We start from the raw sequence: 14,382 nt of genomic DNA on the forward strand, positions 1-14,382 counted from the left end.
ACGATCAGGCGCCGGCGGCCGTTACGCCGCCGCGCACGCTTTCGGCCACGCCCGATCGGCCGCCGCGAGCTTGCGGCTGTGCCGACGCATGCCGTCGAAGATCGCGTCGGCCACGTCCGCCGGAAAATCCGTCGGGATCTGCGCGGCGGCTTCGGCAATCGCGGGTTCCGTCCGTGCGGCGACGGCCGCCATCGCGGCGCGCACGTCGTCTTCGGTCAGGCCGACGCGGCGGCCCTGCGCGATCCAGTGGCGCGGCTGGATTTCGCCGATCACGTAGTGCCGGTTCTTCCCGCAGACAGCCATCGCGAGACGTGCGCGGAGCGGCGGAATCTGGTTGCGGCCTGTACCGATGATCGGATGCGCAGACAGCACGTCGTACAGCGGCGTGCTGCGATACGCATTGCCGGGCAGGTGCGCGATGCTGAAGTTCTTCGCGTGGCCGTCGATCGCCGCCAGCACCCAGAACACGATCTGGGCGACGAAAAAATTCATCCGGTCGCGGGAAGCGTCAGCCGAATTCGCGAGGATGCTCATGATCGTCTCGATGCCGGGGCCGCCGTCCGATTCGTATTTCGCCCCCGATGGCGTGCCGGTCGCCTGGCACATGTCCTCCTGCGGCAGCCGCAGGATCCACGAGCCGTCGCGCGACGGACGCCGGTCGAAACGCTCGACGATCAGCGCCTTCTGATCGTCGAACCGGCCGATCTCGCACGGCGCCACCGACAGGCCGTACGCGGCGACGAGTTTCGAGCACAGCCATTCGTTTTCGACGGACGTGCGCATGTCGGCCTGCATGTTGCCGACACGCCCGAGCGGCAGCTTGAAGATGTGCGTCGTCGGTGTGCTGCCCGACGGACGCAGCCAGCGATCACGCTGACGCAGCAGCGCGGTCTTTTCCTGCGCGCCGGCAATCGACAGGCGCAGGTCGGCGTCCGGCTCCCCACGGCCAGGCAGCGGCGCGGCGGTCGCGTGGCGCAGCACGTCGGCGACGGCTGCGTCGTCGAGCGTCGCGCCTTCGATCGCCTCGAGATCGACCGGCGTCTCACCCGGCGGCAGCATCTGGATCGCGCCGACGCAGTCGCGGCCGATCGACGCGAGCAATTCGAACGGCGCCGTCGACCCGAGCCGGTAACGTTGCGCGATGCGGCGGCGGATCGGCTCGCTGTCCGGCAGCAGGTTGTCGAAATAATCGGCCACGATCGCGCCCTGATGCGGCTGATTGCCGGGCGTGAAGGGGAGCGACAACGACAGGGGCCGGCCCTGGGGATCGTCGAGCCAGTCCGGCAGGTAGACGAGACGTTCGACGCCGCGGCGGATTTCCCAGTACCCGACGGGAATGCCGTTCATCCATAGATCGAGCCGATCATGGCGGGCGCGTGCGGCCATCGTCACCAGTCCTCCCGCTTCGACCCGCGCGGGCTGGCTCGAGTCGTTGCTGCCGGGCGCTTCCGCGCGGCGCCGATCGGGGTTTTGGCGGCCGTGGTGCCGCGCTTGCTCGCGACCGGCTTGCGGCGCGCCGTCGGCTCGGCGCCGGAAGCCGAATCGGCCGCTTCCGCCGGCGCATCCCGTTCGTCCAGGCTGAGCATCATCCGAACGCCGAGCGCGTTCAGCACCTTGAAAAGCCGCTCGATGCTGACGGCCGACGGGTTGGCTTCGAGCTGGGCATAGGATTGCTGGGTGATGCCGAGGCGGGCGGCCAGTTGCGCCTGAGTGAGCCCCGCGGATTTCCGGAAGCCGACGAGTATCGGGCGCAACTGGGTCAGGGTCTGGACAGGAAAGGCCATCGGGCGCTCCGCGAGATGACAGGCGATCGTTTGTAATCGGAAAATACAGTCTATGGCATGTATTGAAGAAATACAAATCATAGCCTGTATAAACAAAAAACAAACGTTAGCCTGTTACACGGAGATCGATCGTACAGGGAAGGGCGCGAATCGGACGTTGGGCGACATCCGCAGCGTTCACGACCCGCGCGTCGAGCGATTCGCCCAGTCGGCCAACGCCGGCCACTGCCCACAGCCGCGCCGGACGAACCCCGCGCCCGTGCGTATCACCAACGTGCCGATCACCAGCGCGGCGAGGTCGTCGAGACGGCCGAAGCCGACCAGCGCCGCACCCATCGCGAGCGCCGCGAGCAACGACGACAGCGCATCGGTCCGCACGTGCCAGCCGCTCGCCTCGAGCAGTGCGGAGCCGGTCTCGCGCGCCTTGCGCAGCATCCAGTACGACAGCACGGCCTTGCCGGCGAGCGTGACGACAACCAGCGCGAGCGCGGTCGCGCCCGGCTGCACGATCGGCGGCGCATTGAACCGGGTCAGCGCATGCCAGATCATCTGCGCGCCGGTTACGGCCAGTAATGCGCCGAGGCCCGCGAGCGCGAGCGGCTCGTAAGTCGGACGACGCTCCGGCGGCAGGCGTGCGTCGAACCGGCAGGCGACGAGGATCAGCGCATCGGCCGCGAGATCGATCGCCGCGTGCGCGACGTCCGCGAGCAATCCCGACGAATGCGCGAACCATGCCGCCGCCGCCTCGACGGCGAGCAGCAGCAGGTTGATCGCGAGGCTGACGGCGAGGGCTCGGGACGTGGCTGCGTAAACGTGGGACGTGGCGCGCGATGGGCGCTGCATGGCGGATCGCTTGTCGGAATCGGGGACGACTTCGAACGCTACCGGCCTACGGTGGCACGCAAATGACAGACGAAACGCGGGCGCCGGGCGAGGATTCGGCGCACGGCGGGCGATCCGCTGACCGATAACCCGTAGCGCTCAACGCTTTCGATCGTGCTGAAAAAAATACAGCGCACGTTCATGTGGTGGCGAATTCGGCGGCGTCGCGTGGGACTGCGGCGCCATCGACGCAGGCCGTCCGATGGCGCGCCGACCTGCGATGAGTGACGCGGCCGGCCTGCGAGCGGGACCGTGAGTTGCTTGCGCGACAGCCCGGCGTGTTCGTCCAAACGGCATATCGAAGATCCTTCTCGGCCACAATCAAGTGCCATCGAGCGCCGTCGGGCAACGACATGCATTACCCACTCGCTTGAGCAACCCGATGCACGACAGCCAACGCCTTTCCCCGCCCGACACGATGCGTGGGATGCCCGCGCCCGGCCTGCCGGCCGATTTCGATCGACGATTCAGCCGACGCTACGTGCTCGTCAACGACGTTCGCCTCCACTACGTGACCGGTGGCCCCGACGACGGCGAAATGGTGATCCTGCTGCATGGCTGGCCGCAAACCTGGTACACGTGGCGTCACGTGATGCCGGCGCTGGCGGAAGAGGGATATCGGGTCGTCGCGGTCGATTACCGTGGCGCGGGCGAATCCGACAAGCCGCTCGGCGGCTACGACAAAGCATCGATGGCAGGCGACATCCGCGCACTCGTTCGCCACCTCGGCGCGACGCGCATCAACCTGGTCGGCCGCGATATCGGCGTGATGGTCGCCTACGCGTACGCTGCTCAATGGCCCGCCGAGACCCTGAAGCTGGCGATGCTCGACGTTCCGGTGTCGGGGACGCGCATCTGGGACGAAGCGAAGGCGCGTTCCGATCCGCAGATCTGGCATTTCGGATTGCATCAGCAGCGCGATATCGGCGAGATGCTGATCGCGGGCAGGGAGCACGCCTACATTCTCGATTTCTACAAGAAGCGAACCCACGTCGCGCTGTCGGACGACGATATCGCCGTCTATGCGGATGCTTATGCCGCGCCGGGCGCGCTACGCGCGGGGTTCGAACTCTATCGCGCATTCTCGCAGGACGAGGCGCAGTTCAAGGCGTTCATGAAGCACAAGCTCCCGATGCCGGTGCTCGCGCTTGCCGGCGACAAGAGCAACGGCGCCAAGGAGTTCGACATGGCGAGAGAACTGGCGCTGGACGTTCGCGGAGCGGTTGCGCCGGACACGGGTCATTGGCTGCCGGACGAAAATCCGGCCTTCCTGACATGGCAGTTGATCGATTTCTTCACGGAAGCCGCCCCCGGCCGCTGAGGCCCACGGCCGTAACGCGTCGCGCCCTGAGCGGCCATCGCACGCATGCCTATGTTGCCCTGCGGGGCGTGTGGCGCGTGACGCCATCGCAGCTGAGTCGCCAGCCGCGCAAATGGTGGCTGTCTCGATCCGGCGGCGTCCCCGCGACACTCAATGAATCTGCGGCCCATGACCCGATAGGGGATTCCAGCGTTTTGTTGCCGCACCGTGCCACGCCGCCGTAACTAGCCAAGCCGGACAGATCTCCGTCCACAAACTCTCAACATTATATAAATAATGTCAAAACTTATCTCGGTTCAATTGGATATTTAACGGTTTACGTTATATTATTGACGAAATTTTCTCCGAAACCGACCATGTCCGATCTCGCTGCCGACGAACTCCGCCTGACCGCCGAAATCGAGCGCCTCAAGGCCGACTTCCCGAAAACCCGCGAGCTGTACCGCGAAGCCTGCGCACTGCTGTTCTTCCGTTTCGGCATCACGCCGACGGCCAACCGCCTGTACCAGCTCGTGCGCAAGGGCAGCATGAGCACGCCGACAGCGGTTCTCGGCGAGTTCTGGGCCGAGCTGCGGGAAAAGAGCCGTGTGCGCATCGAGCATCCGGACCTGCCGGCCGATCTGCAGGCGGCAGCCGGCGAACTGGTCGCGGCGCTGTGGAACCGGTCGAGTACCGACGCGGCCGCCGCACTCGACGCGCTGCGCGCGGAAGTCGAGGCCGAGCGGGCAGCGGCGCGGACGGAAGTGGCGACGCTGCAAGCCGAACTGGCCCGCACCGAAACCGCGCTGGAGCAACGCACGGCCGCGCTGCTGGCCGCGCAGGTCCGCATTCAGGAACTGGAGCAGGCGAGAGCCGCGGACGATGCATCGCGGCGAGCGATGCAAGCCGATATCGAACGCCTGAAGGCCGACAACGCGGAGGGCGACCGTGCACTCGCGCAGGCTCGTGCGGACTTCACCATTCAGCTCGACCGGCTGCGCGACGACGCCGGCCGCGCCGAAGAGCGGCTGCGCGCATCGGAGAAGCGGGCGCTTCAGGAAATCGATCGCGAGCGGCTCGCGGCCGCGCGCTTGCAAAAGGAACTCGACGCGGCGACATCGCGCGCCGAACAGCGCGACGCGCAGCAGCGGAAGGAAGCGGCCGCGCTACAGACACAACTCGGTGACGCGTTGCATCGCTGCGGCGTGCTTCAGGGGCAGCTCGACGGCGCGCTGGCGGCCGACGCGGCGCGCAGCACCGAACTCGATGCGCTGAGGCGCGAGCTGGCGGCGCTGGTGCGCCGGCCGCCATTACGCGGCATCAAGACCATCCCGGCCGCCGAGCGGAGCGAGCGGCGGGCGCGCACGAGAAAACGCGCAGACGAAGCGCCGCGCTGACGGCGAAACCGAGCCGTCGACATGACGCGTCACGCGCAGACGGTACACGCGGGCGAGGCGCGCGCCGGCCAGGCATTGGGCAGGAGACGGGGATCGGGTAAAGTGCCGCTCAACATGCCGGCTCGACGTTACTAGACGACCGGTCTAATCGTTGCTACCATACGCCATCATGAATGCATCTTCAGGCGCCGAAGTCCGCCAGCACATCCTGAACATCGCGAAGCCGATCATGCTCCACAAGGGGTTCTCGGCGGTCGGTCTGAACGAGATTCTCGCCGCGGCGGGCATCCCGAAGGGCTCGTTCTACCATTACTTCGGCTCGAAAGAGGCATTCGGCGAAGCGCTGCTCGAATCGTATTTCGAAGGCTATCTCGCGCATCTCGACAATCTGCTCGAGCAGCAGGCCGGCACGGGCGCCGAGCGTCTGATGACGTACTGGGGCAACTGGCTGCACACGCAATGCGCGGACGATCCGGAAGGCAAGTGCCTCGCGGTGAAGCTCGGCGCGGAGGTGTCGGATCTGTCGGAAGCGATGCGCGCGGTGCTGCGGCGCGGCACCAGCCAGATCATCGAGCGCCTCGCGGGCGGCATCGAGGCCGGGCTCGCCGACGGTTCGCTGAGCGGCGTCGACGATCCGTCGCACACGGCCGCGATCCTGTACGAGCTGTGGCTGGGCGCGACGCTGCTGGAAAAGATTCACCGCAACCGCCAGCCGCTCGAAAGGGCGATGGCGGAAACGCGGCGCATGCTGAACCTGCCGCCGGCTGCGCCCGGCGGCGCGCAGTCGTAGCCCGGGCGCGCGTGGGCGCGCCTTGTTTTTGCGTTGACCCTAGACGACTGGTCTACTCAATCATTCATGACGAACGCTTCACGCCGCGTTACGCTGTCCCGATCGTTTCCACCCCTGCCGGCGATCGCACCGGCCCGACCGCCGATGCCGTCGCGGGCGTGCACTTTCCGCTGGTCCATCCCTGATCCGATCGTGCCCACGAAGCACGTTCATTCCTGTTGACGGAGGCTCACATGCCGCAAAGCAAGACCGCAAACCGCCAGATCGTCCTGAATTCGCGCCCGGTCGGCGCACCGACGCCGGACAACTTCCGCGCCGAAACCGGCGACGTGCCGGTTCCCGGCCCCGGTCAGGTGCTGCTACGTACCGTCTGGTTGTCGCTCGACCCGTACATGCGCGGCCGGATGAGCGACGCGCCGTCCTATGCGCCGCCCGCCGAACTGGGCCAGCCGATGGTCGGCGGCACGGTCAGCCGCGTGGTGTCGTCGAATCTGCCCGCGTTTCGCGAAGGCGATCTCGTCGTTGCCGGCGCCGGATGGCAGGACTACGCGCTGTCCGACGGACGCGACCTGATCCCGCTCGGCCGCGACTTCGCGCACCCGTCATATGCGCTCGGCGTGCTCGGCATGCCGGGCTTCACCGCATATACCGGGCTGCTGAAGATCGGCGAACCGAAGGCCGGCGAAACCGTGGTCGTCGCGGCCGCGAGCGGCGCGGTCGGCGCGGTGGTCGGCCAGATCGCGAAGCTGAAGGGTTGCCGCGTGGTCGGTGTCGCCGGCGGCGCCGACAAGTGCGCATACGTGACCGGTACGCTCGGCTTCGACGCGTGCGTTGACCATCGCGATCCGGCGTTTGCCGCGAAGCTGAAGGACGCGTGCCCGAACGGCATCGACGTGTATTTCGAGAACGTCGGCGGCGCGGTGTTCGACGCGGTGTGGCCGCTGCTGAACGACCATGCGCGCGTGCCCGTCTGCGGCATCATTGCGCACTACAACGACGCGGCATACGACGACAACGCCGTGTCGAGCGGCCGTGACCGCGTGCCGGCGCTGATGGGCGCGATCCTGCGCAAGCGCATCCGCGTGCAGGGTTTCATCATCCTCGATCACTATGCAACCGGCTATGCGCCGTTCCTGAAAGACATGAGCGAGTGGGTCGCGCAGGGCAAGGTCAAGACGCTCGAGGACGTCGTGCCCGATCTCGCCGACGCGCCGCAAGCGCTGATCGGCTTGCTCGCCGGCAAGAATTTCGGCAAGGTCGTCGTGCGCGTCGGCCCGGACGAACTGGCCTGATCCCGCCGCTCGGCGACAGACAACCGCTGCACGCTGGCGTCGCGAGACGCCGGCTTGTGGCATGCTCGTTTCCGTTTTCAAAGGAGTAGAAAATGGCGCTTCACGTGATTGCTTCGCTGTTCCTGAAACCCGAACACGCGCAGGCCGCCGAGGCCGAACTGCGCAGCATGGTCGCGAAGACGCGCACCGAGCCGGGTAACCGGCGCTACGACCTGTTCCGCGAGCAGGACGGCTCGCCAACCCTGCATCTGTACGAGATCTACGACGACCAGGCGGCGTTCGACGCGCATCTCGCGAGCCCGTATTTCGGCGAATTCCGCACGAAGTCGGCCGACTGGTTCACCGCACCGCCCGTCATCAAGGTGCTGTCGGCCATCGACGTGGCCGAGTAACGACGCAAGCCCGCAACACCGCCGCCGCGGCTCGCCCGCACCCGGGCCGCGCGGCACCCGTTGCGCACGACGCAACGGCGACGCCCCCATGACGCAGCGCGCATCGTTCGCGCCGCTCCCCAATACAACGGCCCCGGAGGCTGAATGATCACCCTCAACATCAACGGCGAAACCCGCTCGGTCGACGCCCCCGACGACATGCCCTTGCTCTGGGTGCTGCGCGACGTCGTCGGCCTGACCGGCACCAAATTCGGCTGCGGCATCGCGCAATGCGGCGCGTGCACCGTGCATCTCGACGGCGTGGCCGCGCGTTCGTGCGTGCTGCCGGTCGCCGCCGTCGCGGGCCGCAAGATCACGACGATCGAAGCCGTCGGCGCGACGCCGGCCGGCCACAAGGTCCAGCAGGCGTGGCGCGAGCTCGATGTCGTCCAGTGCGGCTACTGCCAGTCGGGCCAGGTGATGGCCGCCACCGCGCTGATCGCGTCGAACCCGAACCCGAGCGATGCCGACATCGACGCGGCCATGGCCGGCAACATCTGCCGCTGCGGCACGTACCACCGGATTCGCGCGGCCGTCAAACAAGCCGCTAAGGAGGCATGACATGTCCCGAGGACTGATCGAAGCAGGTCGGGCCGGCGCGGGCGTGTCGCGCCGGTCGTTTCTGAAACTCGGCATGTCGCTCGGCGCGGCGGCCGGTGGCGGCTTGCTGCTCGGCTTCAGCCTGCCGGCGGCGGGTGACGATGCGCGCCGCTCGGTGATCGACGGCGACGCGGCCGAGCCCGCACCGTCGGGCGTGTTCGCCCCGAACGCATTCGTGCAGATCGACCGCGCCGGCAAGGTCACGCTGGTGATGCCGAAGGTCGAGATGGGGCAGGGCGTCTATACCGCGCTGCCGATGCTGATCGCGGAAGAGCTCGAGGTGCCGCTGTCGAGCGTGACGCTCGATCATGCGCCGCCGAACGAGAAGCTGTTCCTCGACCCGCTGCTCGGCGGCCAGCTCACCGGCGGCTCGACGTCGGTACGCTACGCGTGGGAACCGCTGCGCCGCGCGGGCGCCACGGCGCGCACGCTGCTGGTCTCGGCGGCCGCGAAGCAATGGAACGTCGATCCGGCCAGTTGCCGCGCGGCGAACGGCGAAGTGCAACATCCGCCGAGCGGCCGGCGCGCATCGTACGGCCAGTTGGCCGACGCCGCGGCGAAGCTGCCGGTGCCGAAGGACGTCGCGCTGAAGCGGCCGGCGGATTTCAAGCTGATCGGCACGCCCGCGAAGCGCCTCGATTCGCCGGAGAAGGTCGACGGCACCGCGCAGTTCGGACTCGACGTGCGCCTGCCCGGCATGCTGTACGCGGTGATCGTGAACAGCCCGGTGTTCGGCGGCACGGTCGCGAGCGTCGACGACACGGCCGCGAAGAAGATCCCCGGCGTGCGCCAGGTCGTGCGCGTCGACAACGCGGTCGCGGTGGTCGGCGATCACACGTGGGCCGCGAAGCGCGGCGCCTCGGCGCTCGTCGTGAAGTGGAACGAAGGCGCGGGCGCGAAGGTGTCGACGAAGGATCTGTTCGCGGATCTCGCGCAGGCGGCGGCGAACGGCAAGGGCGCGGTCGCACGCAAGGAGGGCGACGTCGGCAACGCGTTCGCGAACGCGAAGACGCGCGTCGACGCCGTCTACGAACAGCCGTTGCTCGCGCACGCGACGATGGAGCCCGTGAACTGCACGGTCCACGTGCGCGGCGACGGCTGCGAGATCTGGGTCGGTACGCAGGTGCCGACGCGGGCGCGCGATACCGCACAGCAGCTCACCGGCCTGTCGCCGGACAAGATCGTCGTGCACAACCATCTGCTCGGCGGCGGGTTCGGCCGGCGGCTCGAGACCGACATGATCGGGCAGGCCGTGAAGGTCGCCAAACAGGTCAATGCACCGGTGAAGGTGATCTGGACGCGCGAGGAAGACGTCCAGCACGACATGTACCGGCCGTGCTACTACGACACTATCTCGGCCGGCCTCGACGCGAACGGCAAGCCGGTCGCATGGCGGCACCGGATCGTCGGCTCGTCGATTCTCGCGCGCTTCGCGCCGCCCGCGGTCAAGGACGGCGTCGATCCCGACGCGGTCGAGGTCGCGGCCGAGCTGCCTTACGACCTGCCGAACCAGCTCGTCGACTACGTGCGCCAGGAGCCGCGGCACGTACCGACCGCGTTCTGGCGCGGTGTCGGGCCGACGCGCAGCACGTTCGTCGTCGAAAGCTTCATCGACGAACTGGCCGTGCAAACCAAGACCGACCCGGTCCAGTACCGCCGCGCGCTGCTCGACAAGACGCCGCGCGCACGCAACGTGCTCGACGTCGCGACGAAGGCGGCCGGCTGGGGTGCGTCGCTGCCGAAGGGGCAAGGACGCGGCGTATCGGTGATGCATGCGTTCGGCAGCTTCTTCTCGATCGTCATCGACGTCGCGGTGGACGGCGGCGAGGTGCAGGTCAAGCGCGTCGTGTGCGCGGTCGATTGCGGGATGTTCGTCAATCCGAACACGATCGAGGCGCAAGTGCAGGGCGGCATCATCTTCGGGATCACGGGCGCGCTGTACGGCGAGATCACGATCGAGGACGGCCGCGTCGTGCAGAGCAACTTCACCGACTACCGGATGATGCGAATCAACGAGGTACCCCCGATCGAAGTCCATCTGGTGAAGAGCGGCGAGGCGCCGGGCGGGATCGGCGAGCCGGGCACGGCCGCGACCGCGGCGGCGCTGGCGAATGCGATCTTCGCGGCGACCGGCACGCGGCTGCGCAAGCTGCCGGTCGGCAACCAGTTGAAAACGGCCTAAGGGGAGGGGACGACCATGCGACATATCACCCTGAACCTGACTGCGCTCCGCGCGTCGCTGCTCGGGCTGTCCGCATTGATGGCCGGCACGGCCGCGCAGGCCGCGCAAACGACACCCGCCGACAGTGCGCTCGTCGCGCGCGGCGCGTATCTCGCGAAAGCCGGCGACTGCGTCGCGTGCCACACCGCGCCGCGCGGCACGCCATTCGCGGGCGGCCTGAAGATGGTCACGCCGATGGGCGCGATCTACACGACCAACATCACGCCCGACCCGGAGACGGGTATCGGCGGCTATACCGAAGCCGAGTTCGCCGGCGCGCTGCGCAAGGGTGTCGCGAAGGACGGTCACAACCTGTATCCGGCGATGCCGTATCCGTCGTATGCGAAGCTGAAGGACGACGACGTGAAGGCGCTCTATGCGTACTTCATGCACGGCGTCGAACCGGTGAAGCAGGCGAACCGGCCGTCCGACATTCCGTGGCCGCTCAACATGCGCTGGCCGCTCGCGCTGTGGAACGTGGTGTTCCTCGACACGACGCCTTACGCGGACAAGCCGGCGAAAGACGCGATGTGGAACCGCGGCGCGTATCTCGTGCAGGGGCTCGGGCACTGCGGGTCGTGCCACACGCCGCGCGGCGTCGGCTTCCAGGAGAAGGCGCTCGACGAAAGCGGCGCGGCGTTCCTGTCGGGTGCGGCGATCGACAACTGGTTCGCGTCGAACCTGACCGGCGAGCACAACACCGGGCTCGGCCGCTGGAACGAGGCCGACGTCGCGCAGTTCCTGAAGACCGGCGCGAACCAGCACGCGACCGCGTTCGGCTCGATGGTGAGCGTGATCAACCACAGCACGCAGGAACTGACCGACGACGATCTGGCATCGATCTCGCGCTATCTGAAATCGCTGCCGGCGGCAGGCGGCACGGGCGCGCCGCCGTACCGCTATGATCCGAAGGCGACGCAGGTCGCGCTGGGCCGACCGGCAACGGATCCGGGCGCGAAGGTGTATAACGCTTACTGCCTGCATTGCCACGGTGTGGACGGGCGCGGCTATGCGCCGCTGCTTGCGCCGCTCGCCGGCAATCCGAACGTGCTCGAGACCGATGCGTCGTCGCTGATCAACGTGACGCTGAACGGTAGCGACACGCTCGTGATCGGCGGCGTGCCGTCCGCGTATCCGATGCCGGCGTTCGCGAACCAGTTGAACGACCGGCAGATCGCCGACGTGCTGACGTTCATGCGCGCCGGCTGGAACAACGGCGCACCGGCCGTGCAGGCGGCGGACGTCGCGAAACTCCGCAAGGCGACGGCGGCCGCGCACTGAGCACGGCGCGCCGCGCAACAAGGGCGGGCCGCCGTGCCTGCCGTCGACGCCGCCGGGTGCGTGCCTGCCCCGGCGGCTTGGCTTTTTCTGTCAACCGGCGTGCGGCCGTTCGCGGCAGCGCGCGTTTTATCGACGCAATGTAGGGGTGTCTGGATGGCTAACGTGACTTATACGGATACGCAACTGCTGATCGACGGCGAGTGGGTCGACGCCGCGAGCGGCAAGACGATCGACGTCGTGAACCCGGCGACCGGCAGGGCGATCGGCAAGGTGGCCCACGCGGGCATCGCCGATCTCGACCGTGCGCTCGCCGCCGCGCAGCGCGGCTTCGAAGCATGGCGCAAGGTGCCCGCGCACGAACGCGCGGCGACGATGCGCAAGGCGGCCGCGCTCGTGCGTGAGCGCGCCGACACGATCGCGCAACTGATGACGCAGGAGCAGGGCAAGCCGCTTACCGAAGCGCGCGTCGAAGTGCTGTCGGCGGCCGACATCATCGAATGGTTCGCGGACGAAGGGCGCCGTGTGTACGGCCGGATCGTGCCGCCGCGCAACCTCGGCGCACAGCAGACGGTCGTGAAGGAGCCGGTCGGCCCGGTCGCGGCATTCACGCCGTGGAATTTCCCGGTCAACCAGGTCGTTCGCAAGCTGAGCGCGGCGCTCGCCACCGGTTGTTCGTTCCTCGTGAAGGCGCCGGAAGAAACCCCGGCGTCGCCGGCGGCGCTGCTGCGCGCGTTCGTCGACGCGGGCGTGCCGGCGGGCGTGATCGGTCTCGTGTACGGCGATCCCGCTGAAATCTCGTCGTACCTGATTCCGCACCCGGTGATCCGCAAGGTCACGTTCACGGGTTCGACGCCGGTCGGCAAGCAGCTGGCCGCGCTCGCGGGCCAGCACATGAAGCGCGCGACGATGGAACTGGGCGGGCACGCGCCGGTGATCGTCGCCGAGGATGCGGACGTCGCGCTCGCGGTGAAGGCCGCCGGCGGTGCGAAGTTCCGCAACGCGGGGCAGGTCTGCATTTCGCCGACGCGTTTCCTCGTGCACAACAGCATCCGCGACGAATTCACGCGCGCGCTGGTCAAGCATGCGCAAGGGCTGAAGGTCGGCAACGGTCTCGACGAAGGCACGACGCTCGGCGCGCTCGCGAACCCGCGACGCCTGACCGCGATGGCGTCGGTCGTCGACAACGCGCGCAAGGTCGGCGCGAGCATCGAAACCGGTGGCGAGCGGATCGGCGCGGAAGGCAACTTCTTCGCACCGACCGTGATCGCGAACGTGCCGCTCGAAGCGGACGTGTTCAACAACGAGCCGTTCGGCCCCGTTGCTGCGATTCGCGGGTTCGACAAGCTCGAGGATGCGATCGCCGAGGCGAACCGCCTGCCGTTCGGGCTGGCCGGCTACGCGTTCACGCGGTCGTTCGCGAACGTGCATCTGCTGACGCAGCGCCTCGAAGTCGGGATGCTGTGGATCAACCAGCCGGCGACGCCATGGCCGGAAATGCCGTTCGGCGGCGTGAAGGATTCGGGCTACGGGTCGGAAGGCGGGCCGGAAGCGCTGGAGCCGTATCTCGTCACGAAATCGGTGACGGTGATGGCGGTTTGATGGTCGGTTGAAGGTGGGCGCGCTGCTGTTTGGGGGCGCGCCCGATTTGCGCTGACAGATTTCTCGCGACGCTCGCTGCATAGCTGAAAAAGAGGCTGGGGAAGCTTCAGCGTTCAGCGTCCGGTGCTATCGGCGCGATGTCTTCGATGCGTTCGAGATTGCTGGGATCCGCGGTTTGGAGGGCGATCGTGTCGATTCACTATTTTACATAACGTGAATTATCGACATTTTTGTTTGTGGCAGCCATATCCTAATGTCGTGTTCTGGCTATTTACAGATGTCGTGTTTTTGACTGCTGGCATGCTGGACGGCTCGTTGAGCAAGCGCGGGAGCCGACCGTGCAGCCAGCCGGATTGGTGACACTGACGATGCGAGAGCTTGATCGACTCAAGGTGATCCAGGCCGTGGTTGAAGCCCGGGCGTGCAGCCGAACGGCTGGGCCTGAGCGTGCGCCAGGTAGAACGGCTGGTCATCCGGTATCGCGAGCACGGACCTGGCGGCGTCGCTTCGGGCCGTCGTGGCCGGCCAGGCAACCGCAAGCTCGACGACGGGCTCGCGTTACGCGCCTTGACCATTATTCGAGAGCGCTACGCCGATTTCGGCCCGACGCTGGCCTGCGAGAAGCTGGGGGAATGCCACGGGCTGCAGTTGTCGAAGGAGACGGTCAGGAAGCTGATGACCGACGCCGAACCCTGCACCTCGCCTCACCCCCCCTTCCCGACCGCCTCCCCGCAAGTCGCCCCACCGCGATTTCGAGCGATTCCGCAGAGGACCTTTCCTGTGCAACGCCTTAATCGACCGACGC

12 protein-coding genes and 1 pseudogene are annotated in these 14,382 nt (G+C 67.4%); 10 read left to right on the forward strand and 3 right to left on the reverse strand.

What is annotated here, in order from left to right; all coding sequences use genetic code 11:
* Positions 1 to 21: 21 nt before the first annotated feature.
* The 3 genes from CFB49_RS22525 to CFB49_RS22535 all read right to left on the reverse strand — a co-directional run bounded on the left by CFB49_RS22525 (position 22) and on the right by CFB49_RS22535 (position 2,627).
* Positions 22 to 1,386, reverse strand: coding sequence for a type II toxin-antitoxin system HipA family toxin (locus CFB49_RS22525; protein ID WP_089492349.1), 1,365 nt, complete (start codon positions 1,384 to 1,386; stop codon positions 22 to 24).
* Between the two features lie 2 nt (positions 1,387 to 1,388).
* A complete protein-coding gene (locus CFB49_RS22530; RefSeq protein WP_089492350.1) occupies positions 1,389 to 1,784 on the reverse strand; it encodes a helix-turn-helix domain-containing protein in 396 nt (131 codons plus the stop codon).
* Between the two features lie 177 nt (positions 1,785 to 1,961).
* A complete protein-coding gene (locus CFB49_RS22535; RefSeq protein ID WP_089492351.1) occupies positions 1,962 to 2,627 on the reverse strand; it encodes a cation diffusion facilitator family transporter in 666 nt (221 codons plus the stop codon).
* A gap of 577 nt (positions 2,628 to 3,204) precedes the next feature.
* Between CFB49_RS22535 and CFB49_RS22540 the strand changes: the two genes are divergently transcribed.
* The 10 genes and pseudogenes from CFB49_RS22540 to CFB49_RS22585 form a co-directional block, all read left to right on the forward strand.
* The gene (locus CFB49_RS22540; RefSeq protein WP_256979917.1) at positions 3,205 to 3,987 is read left to right on the forward strand and encodes an alpha/beta fold hydrolase; all 783 of its coding nucleotides are present in this window, start codon (positions 3,205 to 3,207) and stop codon (positions 3,985 to 3,987) included.
* Between the two features lie 356 nt (positions 3,988 to 4,343).
* Entirely contained in the window at positions 4,344 to 5,363 is a 1,020-nt protein-coding gene (locus CFB49_RS22545; RefSeq protein ID WP_089492353.1) for a DNA-binding protein, read from the forward strand.
* A gap of 169 nt (positions 5,364 to 5,532) precedes the next feature.
* Positions 5,533 to 6,153: a TetR/AcrR family transcriptional regulator gene (locus tag CFB49_RS22550; protein ID WP_069616574.1), complete on the forward strand. Its 621-nt coding sequence runs from the start codon at positions 5,533 to 5,535 to the stop codon at positions 6,151 to 6,153.
* Between the two features lie 233 nt (positions 6,154 to 6,386).
* Positions 6,387 to 7,445 (forward strand): NADP-dependent oxidoreductase, encoded by a 1,059-nt coding sequence (locus tag CFB49_RS22555; RefSeq protein WP_069616575.1) that lies wholly within the window; start codon positions 6,387 to 6,389, stop codon positions 7,443 to 7,445.
* Positions 7,446 to 7,537: 92 nt separating this feature from the next.
* The gene (locus CFB49_RS22560; RefSeq protein ID WP_069616576.1) at positions 7,538 to 7,837 is read left to right on the forward strand and encodes a putative quinol monooxygenase; all 300 of its coding nucleotides are present in this window, start codon (positions 7,538 to 7,540) and stop codon (positions 7,835 to 7,837) included.
* Positions 7,838 to 7,981: 144 nt separating this feature from the next.
* Positions 7,982 to 8,437: a (2Fe-2S)-binding protein gene (locus CFB49_RS22565; protein WP_006479019.1), complete on the forward strand. Its 456-nt coding sequence runs from the start codon at positions 7,982 to 7,984 to the stop codon at positions 8,435 to 8,437.
* Between the two features lies 1 nt (position 8,438).
* On the forward strand, positions 8,439 to 10,658 hold the full coding sequence (locus tag CFB49_RS22570) for a xanthine dehydrogenase family protein molybdopterin-binding subunit (protein WP_089492354.1): 2,220 nt from the start codon (positions 8,439 to 8,441) through the stop codon (positions 10,656 to 10,658).
* Positions 10,659 to 10,673: 15 nt separating this feature from the next.
* Positions 10,674 to 11,978: a c-type cytochrome gene (locus tag CFB49_RS22575; protein ID WP_089492355.1), complete on the forward strand. Its 1,305-nt coding sequence runs from the start codon at positions 10,674 to 10,676 to the stop codon at positions 11,976 to 11,978.
* Between the two features lie 153 nt (positions 11,979 to 12,131).
* Positions 12,132 to 13,577, forward strand: a complete 1,446-nt coding sequence (locus CFB49_RS22580) for an NAD-dependent succinate-semialdehyde dehydrogenase (RefSeq protein ID WP_089492356.1) — start codon at positions 12,132 to 12,134, stop codon at positions 13,575 to 13,577.
* 368 nt (positions 13,578 to 13,945) lie between these two features.
* Positions 13,946 to 14,264, forward strand: a pseudogene (locus CFB49_RS22585) (helix-turn-helix domain-containing protein); the annotation flags it as partial.
* Between the last annotated feature and the right edge of the window lie 118 nt (positions 14,265 to 14,382).

The organism is Burkholderia sp. AU17457, from assembly GCF_002223255.1.
GTDB lineage: Bacteria > Pseudomonadota > Gammaproteobacteria > Burkholderiales > Burkholderiaceae > Burkholderia > Burkholderia sola.